At 66.6% G+C, this 20655-nt stretch carries 19 protein-coding genes; 8 read left to right on the top strand and 11 right to left on the bottom strand.

The window, feature by feature from the left end; all coding sequences use genetic code 11:
• Positions 1-37: 37 nt before the first annotated feature.
• Positions 38-1657 carry a DUF4185 domain-containing protein gene (locus ON23_RS27645; protein ID WP_083904273.1) on the bottom strand — a complete coding sequence of 540 codons (1620 nt, stop codon included), beginning with the start codon at positions 1655-1657 and terminating at the stop codon, positions 38-40.
• Between the two features lie 187 nt (positions 1658-1844).
• Positions 1845-3212 carry an MFS transporter gene (locus tag ON23_RS27640; protein WP_051043466.1) on the bottom strand — a complete coding sequence of 456 codons (1368 nt, stop codon included), beginning with the start codon at positions 3210-3212 and terminating at the stop codon, positions 1845-1847.
• Positions 3213-3307: 95 nt separating this feature from the next.
• On the opposite strand from ON23_RS27640, the gene ON23_RS27635 reads away from it, so the two are divergent.
• Together ON23_RS27635 and ON23_RS37555 are read left to right on the top strand one after the other, a co-directional pair.
• A complete protein-coding gene (locus ON23_RS27635) occupies positions 3308-4108 on the top strand; it encodes a pirin family protein (RefSeq protein WP_039781800.1) in 801 nt (266 codons plus the stop codon).
• 51 nt (positions 4109-4159) lie between these two features.
• On the top strand, positions 4160-4807 hold the full coding sequence (locus tag ON23_RS37555) for a DUF4870 domain-containing protein (protein ID WP_086006993.1): 648 nt from the start codon (positions 4160-4162) through the stop codon (positions 4805-4807).
• A gap of 10 nt (positions 4808-4817) precedes the next feature.
• On the opposite strand, the gene ON23_RS27625 is transcribed toward ON23_RS37555, so the two are convergent.
• Positions 4818-5333 (bottom strand): hypothetical protein, encoded by a 516-nt coding sequence (locus ON23_RS27625; protein WP_039781799.1) that lies wholly within the window; start codon positions 5331-5333, stop codon positions 4818-4820.
• A gap of 117 nt (positions 5334-5450) precedes the next feature.
• Between ON23_RS27625 and ON23_RS27620 the strand changes: the two genes are divergently transcribed.
• From ON23_RS27620 to ON23_RS27610, 3 genes are read left to right on the top strand one after another with little or no spacing between them, the layout of a single operon-like run.
• Positions 5451-6299: a DUF5753 domain-containing protein gene (locus ON23_RS27620; RefSeq protein ID WP_039781798.1), complete on the top strand. Its 849-nt coding sequence runs from the start codon at positions 5451-5453 to the stop codon at positions 6297-6299.
• A 10-nt stretch (positions 6300-6309) separates the two neighbouring features.
• Complete coding sequence (locus tag ON23_RS27615) at positions 6310-6699, top strand: DUF397 domain-containing protein (RefSeq protein WP_039781797.1); 390 nt, start codon at positions 6310-6312, stop codon at positions 6697-6699.
• Entirely contained in the window at positions 6700-8730 is a 2031-nt protein-coding gene (locus ON23_RS27610) for a M13 family metallopeptidase (RefSeq protein ID WP_167331901.1), read from the top strand. It begins immediately after the preceding gene.
• On the opposite strand, the gene ON23_RS27605 is transcribed toward ON23_RS27610, so the two are convergent.
• The 8 genes from ON23_RS27605 to ON23_RS27570 all read right to left on the bottom strand — a co-directional run bounded on the left by ON23_RS27605 (position 8731) and on the right by ON23_RS27570 (position 17503).
• The gene (locus tag ON23_RS27605; RefSeq protein WP_245556145.1) at positions 8731-10050 is read right to left on the bottom strand and encodes an ABC transporter substrate-binding protein; all 1320 of its coding nucleotides are present in this window, start codon (positions 10048-10050) and stop codon (positions 8731-8733) included.
• Between the two features lie 19 nt (positions 10051-10069).
• Positions 10070-10942 carry a carbohydrate ABC transporter permease gene (locus ON23_RS27600; RefSeq protein ID WP_039781796.1) on the bottom strand — a complete coding sequence of 291 codons (873 nt, stop codon included), beginning with the start codon at positions 10940-10942 and terminating at the stop codon, positions 10070-10072.
• The gene (locus ON23_RS27595; RefSeq protein WP_373282259.1) at positions 10939-11904 is read right to left on the bottom strand and encodes a carbohydrate ABC transporter permease; all 966 of its coding nucleotides are present in this window, start codon (positions 11902-11904) and stop codon (positions 10939-10941) included. Before ON23_RS27595 ends, ON23_RS27600 begins: the two co-directional genes overlap by 4 nt.
• 206 nt (positions 11905-12110) lie before the next feature.
• Positions 12111-12938, bottom strand: a complete 828-nt coding sequence (locus ON23_RS27590) for a L,D-transpeptidase (protein ID WP_083904270.1) — start codon at positions 12936-12938, stop codon at positions 12111-12113.
• A gap of 423 nt (positions 12939-13361) precedes the next feature.
• Entirely contained in the window at positions 13362-14765 is a 1404-nt protein-coding gene (locus ON23_RS27585) for a cytochrome P450 (protein ID WP_083904269.1), read from the bottom strand.
• 51 nt (positions 14766-14816) lie between these two features.
• Entirely contained in the window at positions 14817-15983 is a 1167-nt protein-coding gene (locus ON23_RS27580; protein ID WP_051043467.1) for a serine hydrolase domain-containing protein, read from the bottom strand.
• A 163-nt stretch (positions 15984-16146) separates the two neighbouring features.
• The gene (locus ON23_RS27575) at positions 16147-16668 is read right to left on the bottom strand and encodes a DUF6764 family protein (protein ID WP_039781794.1); all 522 of its coding nucleotides are present in this window, start codon (positions 16666-16668) and stop codon (positions 16147-16149) included.
• A gap of 163 nt (positions 16669-16831) precedes the next feature.
• Positions 16832-17503 carry a chymotrypsin family serine protease gene (locus ON23_RS27570; protein WP_039781793.1) on the bottom strand — a complete coding sequence of 224 codons (672 nt, stop codon included), beginning with the start codon at positions 17501-17503 and terminating at the stop codon, positions 16832-16834.
• A gap of 541 nt (positions 17504-18044) precedes the next feature.
• Here ON23_RS27570 and ON23_RS27565 point away from each other — a divergent pair.
• The 3 genes from ON23_RS27565 to ON23_RS27555 form a co-directional block, all read left to right on the top strand.
• Positions 18045-18863 (top strand): MlaE family ABC transporter permease, encoded by an 819-nt coding sequence (locus tag ON23_RS27565; protein WP_030514080.1) that lies wholly within the window; start codon positions 18045-18047, stop codon positions 18861-18863.
• 4 nt (positions 18864-18867) lie between these two features.
• A complete protein-coding gene (locus ON23_RS27560; RefSeq protein ID WP_030514081.1) occupies positions 18868-19731 on the top strand; it encodes an ABC transporter permease in 864 nt (287 codons plus the stop codon).
• Positions 19732-19741: 10 nt separating this feature from the next.
• Positions 19742-20655, top strand: a 914-nt coding sequence (locus ON23_RS27555; RefSeq protein WP_039781791.1) for an MlaD family protein, incomplete at its 3' end; no start/stop codon positions are given.

Raw genomic sequence — 20655 nt, 5'->3', positions numbered from 1 at the left:
TACGCGAGGTGGTGTCGATGACATTCCCGCGCGCGGGCTAGGGATCGGCAGGTTCCGGTGCGGTGGGGTCGTTCAGCGTCGCGTGCATGAGGTAGACGTTGTAACTGTCCCAGGCCGACATCGTGAAGTAGAGGTCCTTACCCGTCGACCAGGGATGGATGAAACCGCCGTAGGCCTTCGGGTAGTCGTTCGTATCGGCCAGCACGGTGCCGTCGGTCCAGGCTCCCTGCGGTTCGGCCGCGGTGCGCAGCACGATCGCGTGCCGAGCCGGGTCCAGGTACACCATCTGCCACTGCCGGCTCGCCTCGTCGAAGCGCACCGACAGCTCGCCCGCGATGCCGGGCAGCAGCGGCGTGGCGCGATTCTCCTGTGCGGGGGCCCAGGTCCCGTCGACCCAGTACTGATACGCGGACTTGTTCAGCACATCCTTCTTCGGCACCCGCGCCAGGCCGATCATGCCGATGCGGCCGTTGGGCGTGCCGAACATGTAGACGTAGTCGCCGTGCGGCACCATCGTCGCGACCTGGAAGCGATCGATGCCGAACATGTTGTCCCACTTGGCGTACTGATCCTTGACCCAGGTACTGCCGCCGTCGTCGGAGTAGGCCAGACCGCCGTTGTTGGTCCACCACATCCCCGGGATCCTGCTCCAGCGATTGACCGACATGTAGCTCATGTACTGCCGCTCGCCGAGAGCGAATCCGGAGGTGGGAATCACCGTGGTCTCGAAGTTCTTGATCTTGCGGCTGTTCAGCAGTTCGGCGGCGTGGCAGCGGCTGTCCTGCACCATGTCGTCGATGATCAGGCCCTTGGACAGGTCCCGTTCGGAGCTGAAGCCGAGCACATTCGATCGCCAGTCCGGCCCGCCGACCTGGCCGTACTCCCAGCCCTTGCCGAACGTGTCGCCGAATACCACCGCGACCTTGCCCGGTTCGGTCTCCCACATGATGCCGAGATCGGTGCCGTCGACCTGCCAGCGCATATCGGTGCGGTTGACCGAGCCGTGGCCGGTCACCTGATTGACCAGCTTCACGTTCTCGACCGTGCGCGGCGCGGGTGCCGCCGCGACCGCGCCCGGGTCGGTCGACGGCCGCACCGGCGTCGGCGGGGTCTCCGGTGCCGGCGGTTCGCCCCCGGGAATGGGGATCGGAATCGGTTCGGGTTCCGGATTGATATTGATGTTCGGCAGATTGAACGGCCCGGAATTCGATCCCGAGCCGGTGCCGGACCCTGTGCCGGAGCCACTGTTCGAGCCGGGTGCCGAACCGGAGCCGGATGCCGAACCGGAGTCGGGTGCGGATTCGCCCGGCGCGGAAGGATCTTCCGCCGGCGGTGGTTTCGGCGTATCGCGAATGTCCGGGCAGGGGTTGCGGCACGGGTCCGCGGGCAGGGGTTGCGGGACGATCCGGGTGTTGTCCGGGCGCGGGCCCGGTACGGGCACCGGCACGATCTCCGGTACCGGCACCGGGATGTCGATTCTCGGCGGAAGAATGGGCGGCGCAGGCGCATTCGGATCGGGCTGGCGGGCGAGCGGATCGAATCCCGTTTCGCCGCAGGCATTCTTCGGTGGTGGCGCCCACGGGGCGAGTTCGGCCGACGCGGGGACGGGTGCGAGCGTGCCGAACACCAGCAATCCGGTGACCGCGGGCGTGAAAATCGCCGAGGCGCAGCGCTTTCCGATGGAGGCGGAGCCGCGCGTCGCCACCGATCCGTCGGCAGCAGCTCGCCCCGTCGCGTTGTTCCCGAACACCGCACTCCTCGACTACCACTCGCACCGCTGGTGACATGCACTGTCAGTCACCGCATCAGCTGGGACCGAGCACAGCGGCTAACAATCTAACCGATCAGCCGGGATGCGTCTCCGAACGTCCGGAGGAACCGCGTGGCGTGCGCCGGCGGCTGTTGACCGCGATCGCCGCGATCCCCAGCGCGTACAGGCCGGCGCCGGCCGCCACCACGCCGAGGGAACGGCCGTCGGCGGGAATGACCAGGGCGGTCACGGCGACGGCGGCGACGAACGTGATGTTGAAAATCGTGTCCTGCAGGGCGAATACCTGCCCGCGCCGAGCGTCGTCGACATCGATCTGCAGGGTGGCGTCCCCGGTCAGTTTCACCATCTGCCCGGCCATGCCGAGCAGGAACGCGCCCACCAGCAGCAGTTGATGGGCCCGATGTTCGGCCGCACCGGTGGCGACGGTGATCGGCGGGACCAGTGTCGCCTGCACCAGCAGCGCCGCCGACAGTCCGGCGACCACCGTGCGCGGACGCCCGAGCCGCGGAATCAGCAGCGGCGTCAGTACCGCGGCGGCCAGCATGCCCGCGGCGACCGCGGTGATCGCGACGCCGAAGCCGACCAGTCCCGAACTCGCCGACATGCCGGATTCGTCGGGGCGGCGCAGGACCAGCACCATGAGCAGGGTGTTGGCGCCGAAGACGATGCGGTGGGTGCCGACGCCGATCATCGCGGTGGTGCAATCCCGCGATTCGGCGACCGCGCGGGCGCCGGTGCGCAGACCGGTCAGCACGGCGCGCACGGACTCGGCGGTGGCACCGCGACCGGAGGCACCGATTCGGTGTTCGGGCCCGAGCTGATGTCGCGCGAAGCCGATCGCGGCCACCGCCGAGATCACCGACCCGCAGGCGCTGGCCGCCACCGCCACCGCACCCGCGACATCGCCCGCGCCTACCGCGCCGATGATCGCCACCGCGGCTGCGGCGCCGGCTCCGGCGCAGCCCGATGCCACCGTGGCCAGCACCGAATTCATCGGCACCAGCCAGCGCTGTTCCAGCACCCGCGGCAGCGACGCCGAGATTCCGGCCAGGACGAATCGGCTGATCCCGACCACCGCGAGCGCCAGCAGCAACAGCGGCGTATCGCGGATTCCGGCCCACAGCCCGACCGCGGTCACCACGATCAATACCGCCCGCAGCACGTTGGCGATCAGCAGCACCATCCGGCGGTCCCAGCGGTCCAGCATCGCGCCGGCATACGGTCCGATCACCGAATACGGCAGCAGCAGTACCGCGAACCCGCCCGCGATGGCCAGCGGATCGGTGGCACGTTCGGGATTGAACAGAATCGCACCCGACAGCGCTGCTTGAAACATTCCGTCGCCGAACTGTCCGGAGAACCGGATCAGCGCCAGCCGCGGCATTCCGGGCCGGCGGACGGCGGCGGCCACCGCGGCCCGCCGCGCAGCGTCGGGTCGCATTTCGGTTCACCTCCGGATCAATGTGCGGGGCCGGTGCACAGCCACGGTAGAATCTACCCGGCGGCCTCGACAGCAGCTCGAGAGGAGGACCCCCGTTGTCCACACTCACGACACCACACATCGATGTTCATCGCGCCGGCGATCGCATGAAAACCCGTGTGGCATGGCTGGATTCGAAGCATTCGTTCTCGTTCGGCGAGCATTACGATCCGGAGAACACCCATCACGGGCTGCTGCTGGTGAACAACGAGGACATCGTGTTGCCGGGCGAGGGATTCGACACTCATCCGCATCGCGATATGGAAATTGTCACCTGGGTTCTCAACGGTTCTCTGGTGCATCAGGATTCGCTCGGACATGCCGGTGTCATCTATCCCGGATTGGCGCAACGAATGAGCGCGGGAACCGGAATTCTGCATTCGGAAAAGAATGATTCGTGGCGGCTTCCGCCCGAACAGGGCGGCACGTCGCCGCATTCCGAAGCGGTTCATTTCGTGCAGATGTGGGTAGTACCGGACGAGCCGGGAATTACTCCCGGATATCAGCAACTGGAAATCGACGACGAACTGGACCGCGGTGGCCTGATCACGGTCGCCACGGGTATGCCGCGCTATCGCGATCGCACCGCGATAGCGATCAGCAGCAGCCATTCCGCCCTGCACGTCGGGCGTATGCCCGGTGCGGCGGGAGCCGCTGCGGGGCAGGTGATCACCCTGCCCGAGGCGCCCTACCTGCATGTCTTCGTCGCCCGCGGCGAGGTCGAGATGGAGGGTGTCGGAACCCTCTACGAGGGCGATGCGGTGCGGATGACCCGCAGTGGCGGGCAGCGCATCGTCGCCGAGGTTCCGGCGGAGGTCCTGGTGTGGGAAATGCACGCACGTCTCGGCGGCCAATAGAGTCGGCAGACGCGGCCGTCGAGGGCCCGTGCGTTAGAGGAGAGGACAGCGATGACCGAGAATCCACCGCCCGGGAACTACCCCCCGCCGGAACCGTATCCGCAGTCGGGCGGCGAACCCGGACGTTCGGGCGAGTATCCCGGCCGTTCCGGCGAGTACCCCGGCCACTCGGGCGAATATCCCCAGCAACCGGGCCAGTACGCACAACAACCCGGCCAGTACGGCCAGCAGCCCGGACAGTATCCGGGTGGCTATCCCCCGCCGCCCCCGGGCGGCTATCCCGGTCCGCCGGGACAGGGCACATGGGAGCAGCCGAAGGGCAAGGGGCTGGCCATCACGGCGCTGGTCCTCGGCATCATCGCCGTGCTGACCTGCTGGACGGTGCTGGGCGGAATCCTGTTCGGCCTGGTCGCCCTGATCTTCGGCATCATCGCGACGGTCAAAGCGCGGCGCGGCACCGCGGCCGGGGGCGGGATGGCGATGGCCGGTCTCGTTCTGGGCCTGCTCGGCCTGATCGCCGGGATCGTGATCGCCGCGATCGGGGTCAACTTCTTCGTCAACAACGGCGGTAAGGATTTCCTCGACTGTGTGAACAAGGCCAACGGCGATCAGTCGAAGATCGACCAGTGCCAACGTGATTGGAATCAGACGTTGGAGAACAAGTACAGCGTGACCCTGAGTCCGCGGCCGACCTCCTGATCGCCGCGGGTCAGTACGGGTCCGGCCGGCACTGGCGGGTTGCGGTGAGCACCTCGGCCAGTTCCGGCCGGTAGTCGCCGTGCGGCGAATCGATCCACACCCGGTAGCCGGTGCGTTCGTCGGCCGGTGAGGGCAGCACGATGGTGGTGCCCGGGGTGACCAGTGCGGCGCAGCGATGGAACATATCGGACGCGATCGCGGCGTCGGTGGCCGATTCGTCGACATGTCCGGTCAGGAAGGTCCAGCGTGCCGACCGCGGATGCCCGATGATCGGCCCGCGATGTCCGCGCACGCTGAGGTATTCGCGAATCGGAGCTCCGAGGGCGGCCGGCACGGTGATCGCGCCGACCGGGCCTATTTCCAACAGGATGCGACCTCGGACCGGTTCGACGATGCCGTAGAGCCCGTTCTCCTTGCGGTAGCGACGACAGCGGACCAGCGCTTCCTGAGTGACTGCGCGCGGCGCGGTGGTGATGGTGGTGATATTCGGTTCGATCGCGCCGGCCATCGGGTCGCGCGTGCTCATGGCGAACCTCGTCTCGTCGTCGAGTGCAGTGCCACCGATACGCAGACCGTATCGCCGTACAGTTGAAATGACAATAGTCACCCGCGTGTCGCGGCGGCCGGCGTAACATCTGCCCGCATGGCCCCTACCTCGCCAGTGGTCGCCCGGTGGGAATTGGTCCGTCGCCTGCGCGAACTCCGCGAACAACGCGGCTTCGACTCGGCCGGCTTCGCCCGTGCGGTGGGGTTCACCCCGGCGAATTGGTCGCATGTCGAGAAGGGCCGCCGGGTGCTGACCGGCAACACGATCGGCCCGGTGCTGGATCTGCTCGCGGTCGGCGCGCGGGAACGCGCGGAATTGCTCGCCCTGCTGGCCGCCGGGAAAGAGCGCGGCTGGTGGACCCGCTCGGCTCTGATCGGCCCGGAACTGCAGCGCTACTACGGGATGGAATACGGCGCGGACAGTATTCGCAGCTACGACAGCCTCGTGATCCCGGGTCTGCTGCAAACCGAAGCGTATGCGCGGGCGTTGATCGCCGCCGATGTGATGGTCCGCCCGACGCAGGTCGAACAGCTGGTCGCGATGCGGATGCGGCGCCGCAAGCGCTTGCACGGAGACGATCCCGTCGCACTCACCGCGGTGGTCGGCGAGGCCACGCTCGTGCAGCGGGTCGGCGGCCAGGACGTGTTGGGTGCGCAGTTGGAGTATCTGGCCGGGCTGTTGCGCACCAGGCCGAACGTGGACATCCGGGTCATCCCGTTCGCGGCTCCCGACGGCGCGATCCTCGGCGGGGCGAGCTTTCATCTGCTGGACTTCGCCTCCGAGTATCTGCCGACCTTCGGCTGGGCCGAGAGCGCGGTCTTCGGCGCGCCGGTCGACAATCCCGACCAGGTGCACGATCTGGCGTTCGCATTCGTGCGAGCACTCGATCAATCCCTCACTCGCACAGAATCATTGGCGCTGATCGAGAAATACGCAGCCGTGTAAACTCCCGCCCATGCCCACCCCCGCGAGGTATCGGCCGGAGGTCACACCCTGGTTCACCTCCACGCGCACCAACAACGGCAACCAGTGCGTCGAGGTCCGTTTCGACGGTGACGCGGTGCTGATCCGCGACAGCAAATACCGCCGCGATCCCGCGAACAGACCCGAGCTCGAGCCGATCATCACCGTCGACGCGCCCGCCTGGATGGCTTTCCTGCGCCGGCTCCTGCACGGTGACAGCGAGGGTGACCTGCACGTTCGCCCCGCGGCGGACGGTGGCACGGTTCTGGTTCACGACGCCACCGCACTGTCGTTCACTCCCGGCGAGTGGCGGGCATTTCTGGCCGGCGCCCGGGACGGCGAATTCGACCGCATCCCGGCGGCGACTGCTGCTCAGGGCTGAATGCGGCGGCGGCGCGACGCCGTCGTCGGCATACTGGAGGTCGTGACTTTCGACGTGACGACTCCCTCGGGCATCGATCTGACCTATCGCGACGACGCTGTGCGGGTGCAGGACGACCTGTTCGCGCACGTCAACGGCAAATGGCTGGACACCTACGACATCCCCGCCGATCGCGCGGTCGACGGTGCGTTCCGCACCCTCTACGATCAGGCCGAACTGGACGTCAAGAAGATCATCCAGGACTTGGCGGCCGGAACGGTGGCCTCGGTGCCGGACGAGGAGGAGGCGCGCAAGATCGCCGACCTCTACAACAGCTTCATGGACGAGGAAGCGGTGGAGGCCGCCGCGCTCACCCCGATCGCCGCGGAACTGGCGGCGGTGCGCGAGGTGCAGGATCGCCGTGGACTTGCCGTGCTGCTGGGCCGGCTGCAGCGCACCGGTGTGGGCGGGGCCGTCGGCGCCTACGTCGATACCGACGACAAGAATTCCCAGCGCTATCTGGTCAATCTGACCCAGTCCGGGCTGGGGCTGCCGGACGAATCGTATTACCGCAACGACGATTACGCCGAGATCCGCACCAAATACGTCGAGCACATCCGGCGCATGTTCCAGCTGGCCGCGCTCGAGTACGATCCGCAGCGCGTCTTCGAGCTGGAACGCAAACTGGCCGCGGGACATTGGGACGTGGTGCGCCGCCGCGACGCCGAATTGAGCTACAATCTCACCACTTTCGCCGACCTCGCCGCCGCGAATCCGGAATTCGACTGGACCGCGTGGACCGAGGAACTGGCCGCGGGGGTCTCTGCCTCCGGAACCGAATTGTTCGCCGAAGTCATTGTGCGCCAGCCGGATTACGCGCGTACCTTCGCACAGCTGTGGGCCGCGGAGCCGCTCGAGGACTGGCAGGCGTGGGCGAGCTGGCGGGTGCTGCGGGCACGCGCGCCGTATCTGACCGCCGCGATCGTCGAGGAGAGTTTCGACTTCTACGGCCGCACCCTCACCGGCGCCCAGGAGAATCGTGAGCGCTGGAAGCGCGGCGTCTCGCTGGTGCAGGATCTGCTCGGCGAAGCGGTCGCGAAAATCTATGTCGCCGAACACTTCCCGCCCGAGGCCAAACAGCGGATGCAGGAGCTGGTGGCGAATCTGATCGAGGCCTACCGCCGCAACATCAGCGAGCTGGAGTGGATGAGCCCGGAGACCCGCGAGGCCGCGCTCGCCAAGCTCGAGCGGTTCACCCCCAAGATCGGCTACCCCGACACCTGGCGCGACTATTCCGCGGTCCGCGTCGATCCCACCGATCCGGTCGGCAACTACCGCAGTGGCTACGCCGCCGACCACGACCGCGATATGAACAAGCTCGGTGGCCCGGTCGACCGCGGCGAATGGTTCATGACGCCGCAGACGGTGAACGCCTACTACAACCCGGGCATGAACGAGATCGTGTTCCCGGCGGCGATTCTGCAACCGCCGTTCTTCGACACGAACGCCGACGACGCCGCCAACTACGGCGGTATCGGTGCGGTGATCGGGCACGAGATCGGCCACGGCTTCGACGATCAGGGCAGCAAATACGACGGCGACGGCAATATGGTCGACTGGTGGACCGAAACCGATCGGTCCGAATTCGGTAAGCGCACCAAGGCGTTGATCGACCAGTACAACCAGTTCGAACCGAAGGCGCTGCCCGGCCACACCGTCAACGGCGAATTCACCATCGGCGAGAATATCGGCGACCTCGGTGGGCTCTCGATCGCGTTGGAGGCCTACAAGATCTCTCTCGGCGGCGCGGAGCCCCCGGTGATCGATGGGCTGACCGGGTTGCAGCGAGTGTTCTTCGGCTGGGCGCAGGTGTGGCGGACGAAGGCTCGCGACGAGGAGGCGCTCCGCCGGCTGGCCGTCGACCCGCATTCTCCGCCGGAGTTCCGGTGCAACGGTGTGGTTCGCAATCTGGACGGATTCCACGAGGCGTTCGGTGTCGAACCGGGTGACGCGTTGTACCTGGAACCCTCCGAGCGCGTGCGGATCTGGTAGCTACCGCGGCAGTTTCGGTTCGATCTGCCGGTCGTAGATGGTCTGCAGCCGATCGGTGATGTCGGCGAAGGCTGACGTCACCTCCCGGTTCTGCAGTCCGATCTGTTCCAGCCCGGTGCCGATGATCTGATCGGCGCCGGGCAGGAACACCCGGGCGTAATCCTGCGAACGAGTCAGCGGCAGCTGGTCGACGGCGGTCGCGAAATTGCGGTTGGCGGCCAGGAATTGCTGTTCCGACGGATCGTGGACCGCCGATTTGCGCACCGGGATGTAGCCCGTCGCCTGCGAAAAATAGGCGGTGTTCACCGGATTCGTAATGAATTCGATGAAGCGCAGTGCGTTGGCCTTGCGCTGATCGGAGATGCGCGACGGAATCGCCAGTCCCGCACCGCCGGTGGTACATCCGGGCCCGTTCGGATGCGGCAGGAATGCCGTGGCGAAGTCGAGTTTGCCCGCCGCGTTGGCGACGATGCCCTTGATATCGCCGGTGGAGGTGATGGCCGAGCCCACCACGCCGGTGCCGAAGTCCACGGCCAGCTGTGGGCGGATGGCGGCGTAGTGTTTGCGATTGATCATGTCGCGCAGGAAGTTTCCCGCCTCGACCGTGCGGGGATCGGAGAACTTCAGTGTCCACCGATCCGAGTAGGCGCCGCCGAAGGTCCAGTTCGGTCCTTGGAATGTCCAGGCCAGATAGTTCTTGGCATCACCCCAGCCGTGCGCCCATTTCCCCGCGCCGATGGCACGTTGCAGTTCGGGTCCCCATTCGTCGAATTCCTGCCAGCTCTGCGGGCCACGGTCGGGCAGTCCGGCGCGCGCCCACAGACCGCGGTTGTAGCAGAAGATCTGAGTCGAGCGCGCATACGGCAGCGCCCACAGTCTTCCCGCGAACCGGTAGTCGTCGACGAAGCTGTCGACGTAGTCCGCCAGCGGCACTGCGGCGGCCGCGATGTGCTCGTCGAGCGGTTCGATGGCTTTGTTCAACGCGTAGTTGAACCACCAGACGTCCGAGAGCACGACGACATCCGGCAGCGCGCCCCCCGTCAGCGCGGCATTGAACTTCTGCGCCACCTCTTCGTAGTTGCGTCCGGCGTCCACCAGCTTCACCGTCAGATCGGGATGCTGCGCGTGGAACCGGTTGATCAGCTCGGTTTCCTGATTCTTCGAGGTGCCCGGATGATTCGACCAGAAGATGATCGTCTTCGGATCGCCGCCGGCACCGGTGCTGCCACCCATCCCCGCACACGCCGACAGGGCCAGTCCGGCGGCCGCCGAGGTGGCGGTGAGAAATCCGCGACGGGTCAGTGTGCGCGGTCGGGTCACGGGACTCTCCTCGAGCGAATCATCCTTTGACGGCACCGGTGGTGAGGCCCTTGATCATGTGCCGCTGCAGCAGTACGAACACCACCAGAATCGGCAGCATGGTCAGCACGGTTCCGGCCATCACCGGCCCCCAGTTGGTGACGCTGGGATTTTCGGTGTTCTGCAGCAGCGTCAAGCCGACGGGCAGGGTCGCGACGCCGGAGTCGTCGGCCATCAGGAAGGGCCACAGATATTCGTTCCATTCGTTGACGAGCGTGACCACCGCGAACGCCACCATCGTCGGGCCGGACATCGGCAGTACCACCCGCACCAGCAGCTGCCACCAGTTCGCACCGTCGATGCGCGCCGCCTCGATCACCGATACCGGCAGGGACAGAAAGTGGTTGCGCATCAGGAAGGTGCCGAATGCCACGCCGCACAGCGGCACGATGATGCCCAGCAGCGTGTTGCGCCAACCGACCTGGGCGATCAGGGCGTAGTTGGAGATCACGGTGATCTGGTTGGGCACCATCAGCGCGGCGATGACGGCGAGGAAGATCAGTGTCTTCCCCGGAAAGCGCAGGAACACGAGGCCGTAGGCGCTGAAGACGCCCAGCGCGAATTTGACCGCCGAGACGACGGCGGTGACGATGAGCGAATTGCGCAGGAAGGTCCAGAACGGCAGCGTGGTCGTGGCCTCGCGATAGTTCTCCGGATGCCAACTGCGCGGCCACCACACCGCCGGCTGGGTGTAGATATCGGGTCGCGCCTTGAACGAGGTGATCAGGATCCAGAACAGCGGCACCCCGACGACGACCAGCACGCACACCATCGCCGCGTAGCCGAAAAGCGTGGCCAACAGGCGTTTCCGCCGCCGGCTGCGGAAGGCGGGCGCTGTCGTCGTGCTCGTCATGCGTCTCGATCCATCACTCGCACCTGGACCAGGGTGATGATCAGCAGCACCACGAACATGATCGTCGCGACCGTGGCACCGTATCCGGCGCGGAAATTACGGAAGCTCTCCTGGTAGACCTGATAGACCATGGTCGTCGTACCGGTGCCCAGTGGCCCGCCGCGCGTCATCACGTTGATGATGTCGAATACCTGCAGCGAATTCAGCATGACCGTGATCGACAGGAAGAACGTCGTCGGCCGCAGCTGCGGCAGCAGTACCCGGGTGAAGGTGGTCCAGCGTCCGGCGCCGTCGATCGCGGCCGCCTCCAGCAGTTCTCGCTGGACACCCTGCAGCGCGGCCAGGTAGATGACGAAGGTGTAGCCCAGGTTCTTCCAGATGTAGGTCACCGTCACCATGAACAGCGCCCAGTGCGGATCCTGATAGAAATCCGGCACATTCGAGATGCCGATGCGGTGCAGCAGATCCTGTACCAGGCCGAAGCCCGGATCGAAGATGAACTGGAACGCCACCCCGATCGCCGCGCCGGAGATCACGAACGGAGCGAAGATCACCGAGCGAACCACATTGCGGCCGAACAGTTTCCGATCGAGCAGCAGGGCCAGCGCGAGACCCAGCACCATACTGCCGCCGACCGCGAAAACGGTGAAGATCACGGTATTGCCGACGATCTGCCAGGTGTCCGCCCGCGTCCACCACTCGCGGTAGTTGCGCACTCCGACGAAGTGCGCGAAGGGTTCGGCGAGATTCCAGTCGGTGAACGACAGCCGGATGTTGTCGATCAGCGGCCGGTAGACGAACAGCCCGAGCAGCACCAGATTCGGCACGACCAGCACGAAGAACAGCCCGTAATCCCCCCACGGCCGCCGCCGTCCCCGGTTCTGCGGCAATACTCGCTCCGGCCGGCTCCGCACCACCGCAGTCTGCCTGCCCCCAGCGAACGCCCGGAGAACCCCGGGCACCGAACCCCTGAACTCTCGACCGGGCGTCGGATGATCATTCTCGGACACCCCGGCCATGAGCAGATCCTAGAAGTCCGGCACCGCGAGGGCCGCCATTTCCGCCAAACCCCGAGCCCGCAGTCACCACCCGAACACGGCAAAGCCCGGCAAGCCACCCCGCCGACCACATCTCACGGCCCGCGAAATACGCGGAGCGGCGGAGGAGCCTAGCTCCAGTCGCCCATACCGTCACCGGCGCTGAGGTTTCCGGTGGAGTTCGTCACCACCACGGGATCACCCTTCTGCGCGTTCTCGAAGAACCACTGGGCATCCTCGGTGCTGACGTTCAGGCAGCCGTGGCTGGAGTCGGACACACCCTGCTGGGCGAGCGACCACGGGGCGGCGTGGACGAAGATGCCGCTGTTGGACAGCCGGGTCGCGTACTCGACCTCGAGCTTGTAGCCCTGCGGATCGGTGATCGGGACCCCGTAGGTCGAGGAGTCCATGATCATCTTCCGGTTCTTCTCCCCGACGTAGTAAGTGCCGTTGGGGGTTTCGTGATCCTTCTTGCCCATCGAGGTCGGCATGGTCTTGATGACCTCGCCGTTGCGGGTGATGGTGATCGTGTGGGTCGCGTCGTCGGCGGTGGTGACGACCGCGTCGCCCACCTTGTAGGCGACCTTGGTGCCGCCGGCCTCGACGGTGATGTCGGAGTTGGCGGGCCAGAACTCCTCCGGCCGCCACCGGACCTGCTTGTCACCGCGCCAGTAGAAGTGGCCGTGGGTGGCATTGCTGGAGGTGATCCGGATGGCCTTCTCGGCCGCGGCATGGTCGCCGACCGGATCCTTGAAGTTGATGATGATGGGCTGCGCGACGCCGACCACATCGCCGTCGCCGGGGCTGATGCTCGGCGCGGCGAAATTCGCCTGCGGCAGCGGCGGCGGGTTCTTCACCGGCGCCGCACCGGGTTCCGGCTGCGGCGCCTGTACGACGGCGGGAGCGCCGGGGACATCGGGTCCACCGGGCCACAGCGGCGCTGCCGAGGCGGGCGCCATGGCGATGGCACCGGCGGCGGTCACCGCCAAGGAGGTCGCCGCGAGGGCTGACAGGCCGGTCCGCTTGGACACGCTGGTCTCGTCCCGAACGGGCTTCCGACAGGTTGTGGTGCGCACAGCCGTTTCGTCCTCTCCCACCTAGATCGCGCGCCACGGCGCACAGGAATATTCGCGCGCGGGTGCGCGAAAGGTCTATCAGGCCCCGGCCCGCATCCATTACTACATCTCTCGCGGGCATCGGCCAATTGCGTTCCGCCAGTTATGAAGTCCGCATCGCACCTGTGCGATCCGTCACCATGGGTAAGTGGCGTAGTGGTGACAGGGTGAAAGTCCCGTTCGCATCGGCGAGTCGGGTTCGGGGTCCGAGCAGGTGGACAAGAGCCGGATCGATACCCAGCAAACCTCATTGTGAGGCAAATCACTTCAGAGGTGGCGGATTCCCTCTACCGTGAAGCGGATCCCGCGATGCGGACCGGTCGCGATGTTGTGCGGTACCGAGCGCGGAATTCGGCCATGACGATAGCGCGGGAGCAGCGACAACTCGACCCGACTCACGATGGTGGCGAGCGCGATTCGCAACTCGTAGTCGGCCAGGGTGGCGCCGAGACAGCGGCGATGGCCGCCGCCGTAGGGTAGGTATTCGAACGGTCCGTACCGGCGGTCGAGGAACCGCTCCGGCCGGAACCGCTCCGGCTCGTCCCAGGTGCCCGGATCGGAGTGCACGAGCGGGATCGCGACCCCCATCGTGTCCCCCTCGGCCAACTCCACCCCGCACACCGTGTGCGGTCCGGTGAGCCGCCGCAGCACGATCGGCACCGGCGGATGCAGTCGCAAAGTCTCCTGGCACACCGCATTCAGATACGGCAGACCGGCCAGCTCCTCGGGATCGGCGTCGGGTCCCGCGGCACTCACTTCGGCGCGCAGCCGGGCCACTGCGCCGGGGTCGCGGTGCAACCGGAACAGCGCCCACACCAGACTCGTGGCCGTGGTCTCGTGACCGGCCACCAACAGCGTGCGCAGTTGTTCGCGCAGATCGGCATCGCTCACCCCGCTGCCGTCCTCGTAGCGAGCGGTCGACAGCACACCCAGCGCACCGTCACCGGGCGCGCCGGACACCCGCCGTGCGGCGATATCGGCGTCGAGCAGTGCGTCCAGCCGGGTGCGCGCCCGTATGAATCGGTCCCAGGGCGACAAGCCGAATGCGCTGTGCCGCAACGCGGGGACGAGCATCAGCGGTCCGGTGAAGGCGGTGAGGAACTCGCCTACCGCGGCGGTATAGGTGTCGCGCCGGCCCGGATCGTCGGCGCCGAAGATCAGCGTCAGGATCACCCGCAGCGTCAGCGCCCGCGCCGCCGCTCGCGCATCGATCACCGTTCCCGGCAGCCACGCGGGACCGGCGCCGGCGCCGGCGAGTTCGTCGCGGGTGCTGTCCCGAATTACCGTGCCGTACTGCGCAATTCGGACGCGATGAAATGCGGGCGTCAGCACCGTGCGATCACTGCGATGACGCTGATCACGAGCGAGAATCAATGATGCCGAACCGATAAGCGGTTCAATGGGATTCGGTTGCGGCGGATGCAGAATTCCGATCGGCGACCGGAGAAATTCCTTCGTGCCATCCGGTGTCCCGGTGAACAATACCGCACCGAATCCCGGGAAGCGGACCAGAAACGGATCGCCGTCGTGCGCGCGGCGCAGCCGGAAGTACCGATCGAAATCGATTCCGGCCGCCAGTGCGTGTGCCGCGACCCACCGCGGTTGCCGGGGTGCGGCCCGTTCGCCGGAAATCTGCGGAGTGCGATGCCGGCCTGCTGTTGCTGCGCGCATACCCAGCACACGAAGCAGCCACGTCCCGGGTTCGATGCGGTCCGCTCCCCCTCAGCCGAGTGCCGCGCGGGCCTCCGCGGCCAATCGGGCCAGCCGCCCGTCGCCGATCGTGTTCAGCGAATTACCCAGGCGATTGGTGACGAATGCGACCGACATGCCCGATTCCGGATCGGCGAACGCACCGGATCCCCCCACGCCGTAATGGCCGAACGCCCGGCGCAACGGGCGCCGCGAGGCGATCGGCGGCCGGTGGTATCCCAGCGTGAACGGCACCGGTACGCCGATGACGTAATCGCGATGTTCGCTGCGCTGCACATGATTGATGTTCTCGATGGTCTCCGGGCGCAGCAGCGGTTCGCTCCAGGTCCGGTCCGGCAGCAGCACCCGCCCTTCGTTCGCCAGGGCGCCGTACATCCGGGCCAGGGCACGAGCGGAGAACACTCCGTTGAAGCCGGGCATCACCGCGTCGTGCACGCGCGCGTCGCCGACCAGGACATCGAAGCCGGCCGGCATCCCGGCCTCGGCGATCGCGCCGACCGTGCGGCTGCGGGCGATCACCTTCGAGGCGGTATCCCAGCGCAGTCCGGGAATACGCAACCGGGGGAAGGTGCGGGCGATGCGGTACCGCTCGGACTCGGGCACCCGGTACCAGAATTCCTCGGTCTGCAGCGGTTCGGCGATCTCGTGCCGCAGCACCTCGGTGAACGGCTCGCCGGTCGCCCGCTGCACGATTTCGGCGACCAGCCAGCCGAAGGTCACCGCGTGGTATCCCGACCCCTGTAACCGCCGCGGATCCGGTTCGGCGGCCGCCAGCGCCGCGATCATCGCGTCGTAGTCGAGGATTCCGTCGGCATCGGTCGCCAGGCCGCGCACCTTGTGCAGTCCCGCGCGATGGGAGAGCACCTCGCGGACGGTGATGTCCTGTTTGCCGTTCGCGGCGAATTCCGGCCAGTATTCGGCCACCGGAGCGTCGTAATCGACCAGCCCGCGTTCGGCGATTCGATGCAGCACCGTGGTGACCACACCCTTACCGGTGGAAAAGCTCAGGGCCACCGTGTCGGACTGCCAGCGCTGATCCGGCGCCGACCAGCCCGCCCACACATCGACGACGGGCCGCCCGTGCAGGAAGACCGCGAATGCGCCGCCGCCCCGGTTGGGCCGGGGGAACAGCCGGAAGAAATGGTGCACGACCGGCACGAATCGTGGGTCGATGACCATCTGCGGTGCGTCGTCGATATCGGCGGCCCCCGCCACCTGCGCCGCTTCCACCTCGGCTGCTTGCCGCGAACGTGCCGAATCCACCTGTGTCGACCTCCTGCCGCCGCATCATCACGGCGTCGTTACGTCTACCTGCCAGGGTAGGTGAGCTCCGGAACCGTGCTCAGCGCGCCGCCGGGACCTGCCACAACCCGAACGGCGTCGCGAGACAGACCGCACCGGTTCGCGAATCCCAGGCCAGCGCCGCCGAGCCGAGGCAGACCGTGCTGCGCTCACCCGAAACCACCTGTGCCTGTGAACCGTTCATGGCGAAGGAGAGCCCGATCCGGCCGGGCGCGGGCTCCGGAGCGAGGGAGGTGAAGGCGAAGGCGTCGGGCCCCATCCCGACCGCGACCGGCAGCCCGGCCGCGCCCTCGCTGGCCCCGATCCCGCCGCCGGCGCCCAGGCCCAGGGCGATCGCACCCGCGGTTGCCTTGGCATAGCCGACGCCGTCGATCCCCGCCGACCGGGCATGACCGGAATTGTCGCCCGTCGCACGGCATGCCGTGGTATCGGCGATGATCGTGATATCGCGGTTGCGGTCGGCATCGCAGTGCACGGTGGTTGCCGATGCGGTGCCGGTGGCCCAGCACACTACGGCCCCAGCCGCGACGGCCCAACCTGTGATCGCGCTCGTCACCTTCACGGATTGCTCCTTTCGGGCCGGCAGCCCTCACCATAACCGCACCCCGCGGCGGCCGACCCGATCCGCGCCGCGCGGCCGGCCCCGCCCCGGGCACGGAAAACGGGCGGCGACTCGGATGTGATACCCGAATCGCCGCCCGTTACAAGGGTTGTCGTGCCGCCGATCAGATCGGCGCGTAGCCCGCCCCCACGCCACCGCGCGCGTTCATGTCGTTGACGATCGCCGACATGTTGGTGCCCACCTCGGGCCCGAAGCAGGCCACCGCCAGGTAGGCGTTCACCATGCCGACCAGGGTGGAGCCGATCACGACGGGGGCACCGGAGTCGCCCTCGACGACACACATCTCGGCCCACGTCTCGTCGGTCTGGAAGACGTCGCCGAAGGCCAGGCCGCAGGTGTTACCGGTGGTCCGGCCTTCCTTGCAGATGATGCTGGGGAACTGGGCCGGCGCCCCGATCCCGGTGATCGTCACATTGCCGACCCGATTGACCGGAGTGACGTGGCCCGGATCGAATTGGATGACCGCGTAGTCCAGGTCGTGATTGGAATAGACGAAATGCCCGATCACGCCGGCGCCGCGGTCCTGTTCGGACCACACCTCCGAACCCGCCTCGCCGCAGTGACCGGCGGTCAGGCCCACCAGGCGGCCACCGGCGTCGTGGCCGATCGTCGTGACGGTGCACTCGAACTGGTTGTCGATGATGATCCCGGAGCCGCCGCCGATCACCGGCGATCCGGGACCGGCTTGCGCGACCCCCGCGCCCGTCCCGAGCAGCGCCGCGCCCAGAGCTACGGCGAAGGCGGCATGAGCCGCCCTGACGAGTTTGTTGAACATTTCCCTCCAGACGTCGGAAGTCCGCACGATATCAGCCTTGTCGGACTACATCCTTGCAGTTCTCGGGCTCGAGTGCGCCCGGTATGGCCATGCAGTTTGCTGGATCGATGCCGTGGCCGCGCGATGACACGTACGAGGCCGACGAGATGCGACACCTGCTCACGACGACCGCTGTTTCGCGGGCACTCGCTATAGGCTTTCGTCAGTATTCGGGGCAAATCTTAATAACGAGAATTTCAATCCGATAAAAGGGGTATCGGATCTCGAGTTGGACATTCGATCAGGAAACTAGAACCTGTTCTAGGAAATGGTCGCGTCCATTGTGATCGATACCAGTCTGGTGGGCCCGATCACAGGCCCGGAACCAACGTGATCTGGGTCTATGACCACAGCCACACTTTGTGCTGTGTTTTTCCTAACTCCGTAGTAAGGTGCCTCAAGCGAAACAGTCGTCGGGGCGGGTAACCGGCGTCGAGAGGGGTAGCCAGTGCAAGTCACCAACGGTCCGGACGGGTCGGGGGCAATTAGTTCACCATCGAGAATGAGTGCCGCGGCGGACTGGACGAAGGCGTACTGGCAGGATCACCCCAAGCGGTCCCTCGAGACCTTCGGTCGACAGATCACGATGGGCTTCTCCGCGGTCGCGGAACTGTTCGTCGCCATCTTCCGTCGTCGCTTCCCGTTCGGTGAATTCGTCCGGCAGTGCGCATTCATGGCCAGTGTCGCCGCCGCGCCCACCCTGCTGGTCGCAATTCCGATCGGCGTCATCGTCTCCATTCAGGTGGGTTCGGTCGCGCAGCAGGTCGGCGCCACCTCGTTCATCGGCGCGGCCAACGGGCTGGGCATCATTCAGCAGGGCGCGCCGCTGGTCACCTCGCTGATGATCGCCGGTGCCGTCGGCTCGGCGATCTGCGCGGACCTCGGCTCCCGCACCATCCGCGAGGAAATCGACGCCATGAAGGTCATGGGCGTCGACCCGATGCGCCGGCTCGTGGCTCCCCGGCTCGGCGCCGCCATGCTGGTGTCGGTGCTGCTGTGCGGCTTCGTGATCTTCGTCGGCTTCCTGACCGGCTACATCTTCAACATCTTCGCCCAGAACGGCACCCCCGGCTCCTATATCGGCACGTTCGCGTCGTTCGCGGTGACCAGCGATTTGCTGGTGGCGTTGATCAAATCCCTGATCTTCGGCCTGCTGGCCGCGATCATCGCGTGTGATTCGGGTCTGAACACCCGCGGCGGCCCGGGCGGTGTCGCCAACTCGGTCAACACCGCCGTGGTGTTGTCCGCCCTGATGCTGTTCGGCACGAATCTGATCATCACGCAGATCTACAACGCCCTGTTCCCCCCACAGATGGTTTGAGCCGGTGTCGTCAACTTATGTTCCGCCGCTACTGCGGCCTCTGCAGCGGATCCGCAGCTCCGCCGGCGCCCCGCGGGACTGGCTCGCGCGGGTCGGTCACCAGGTCTTCTTCTTCCTGCGCTCGATCGGCTCGATGCCGTTGGCGCTCAAGCACTATCCGAAGGAAGTCTGGCGGCTGCTCTCGGACGTCACCTGGGGTAACGGCAGTCTGATCGTCGGTGGTGGCACCATCGGCGTCGTCCTGATCCTCAGTGCCTTCGGCGGTATGACCGTCGCCATCCAGGGTTACACCTCGCTGAACCTGCTCGGCTTGAGTCCGCTGACCGGTGCGATCTCCGCCTTCGCGACCACCCGTGAGCTCGGGCCCATGCTCGCCACCCTCGCCTTCGCCGCACAGGCCGGCTGCCGCTTCACCGCGCAGCTGGGTTCGATGCGCATCGCCGAGGAGATCGACGCGCTGGAGTCGCAGGCGATCCGGCCGCTGCCCTATCTGGTCAGCACCCGGATGATCGCCGCGATGATCGCGATCGTGCCCCTGTACTGCCTGGCGCTGCCGGTCGCCTATCTGTCGTGTTCCATCACGGTCGGATTCATCGGCGGCACGGCGTCGGGCACCTTCCAGCACTACTTCTATCAATTCCTGGTACCGCACGACGTGCTGTGGTCGCTGCTGAAAGCCATTCTCTTCGTGGCGATCACGACCTTCATCCAGTGCTACTACGGCTTCTTCGCCTCGGGCGGTCCCGAGGGCGTCGGTGTGGCCGCGGGCCGGGCGATCAAGCTCTGCATCATCGCGGTCGTCTTCGCCGACCTGTTCATGACGCTGGCGATCTGGGGCGTGAACCCGGGCATCAGGATCTCGGGATAGGGGGCGAGAAATGATCATCGATCCGAGTGGCCGCGGACCGACGATGCGGCAGCTGCTCATCGCGGGCGTCTGCGGAATCGTCGTCATCGCCGCGGCGCTGACCCTGCTGATGGCCCGCTACAAGGGCTACATCCTGAACCCCAAGGTGGAGGTCACCGCCAACCTGACCACCACCGGTGACGGGCTGCCCGCCCAGGCCGACGTGAAATTCCGCGGCGTGCTGGTCGGCGCGGTCGAGGAAGTGTCGGTGGCCGCCAAGGGCGAGCTGCAGCAGGTGCACATCAATATGAAGCCGGACTACATCTCCGATATCCCGGCAAATGTCACCGCCCGCGTCGTCCCCAGCAACCTGTTCGCCGTCACCTCCGTCGAACTGGTCTACAACGGTCCCGACAACGCCTCGCTGAAGGCCGGTTCGCAGATCGCCGAGGACCACAGCCAGGGCACCATCGCGCTGCAGGACACGCTCACCACGGTCCGCACGATCCTGAACAAGATCGACCCCATGCAGCTGGGCCGGGTGCTGAGCACGCTGTCCTATGCACTGGACGGCAGCGGCCGGGTCCCGGGTTCCACCGTCGAGCGCCTCGACAACTGGTTCACCCAGGTCCGGGCCGCGGTGCCGAATCCGGAGGGCACGCTGAACGATTTCTCCGCCTCGTTCCACGCGCTCAACCAGTCCGCGCCGGATCTGATGACGACGTTGTCGGAATCGGTGAAGACCGCGCAGACCATCGCCGACAAGCGCAGCGAACTGGCCGGGCTCATCACCGGCACCTCGGCGACCATCGACAAGGTCAACAACCTGTTCGCCCGCAACCCCGACGTCGGCAAGCAGCTGACCTCGGGCACCGGCGACATGTTCGGTGCGCTCACCGAGGACCCCGACGCGATCCCGCAGGCCATCGCGAACCTGAACGCGTC

The organism is Nocardia cerradoensis NBRC 101014, assembly GCF_000308535.1.
Lineage (GTDB): Bacteria > Actinomycetota > Actinomycetes > Mycobacteriales > Mycobacteriaceae > Nocardia > Nocardia cerradoensis.
Note: the sequence above shows the minus strand (reverse complement) of the source record. Positions and strands in the feature narration are given on the sequence as shown.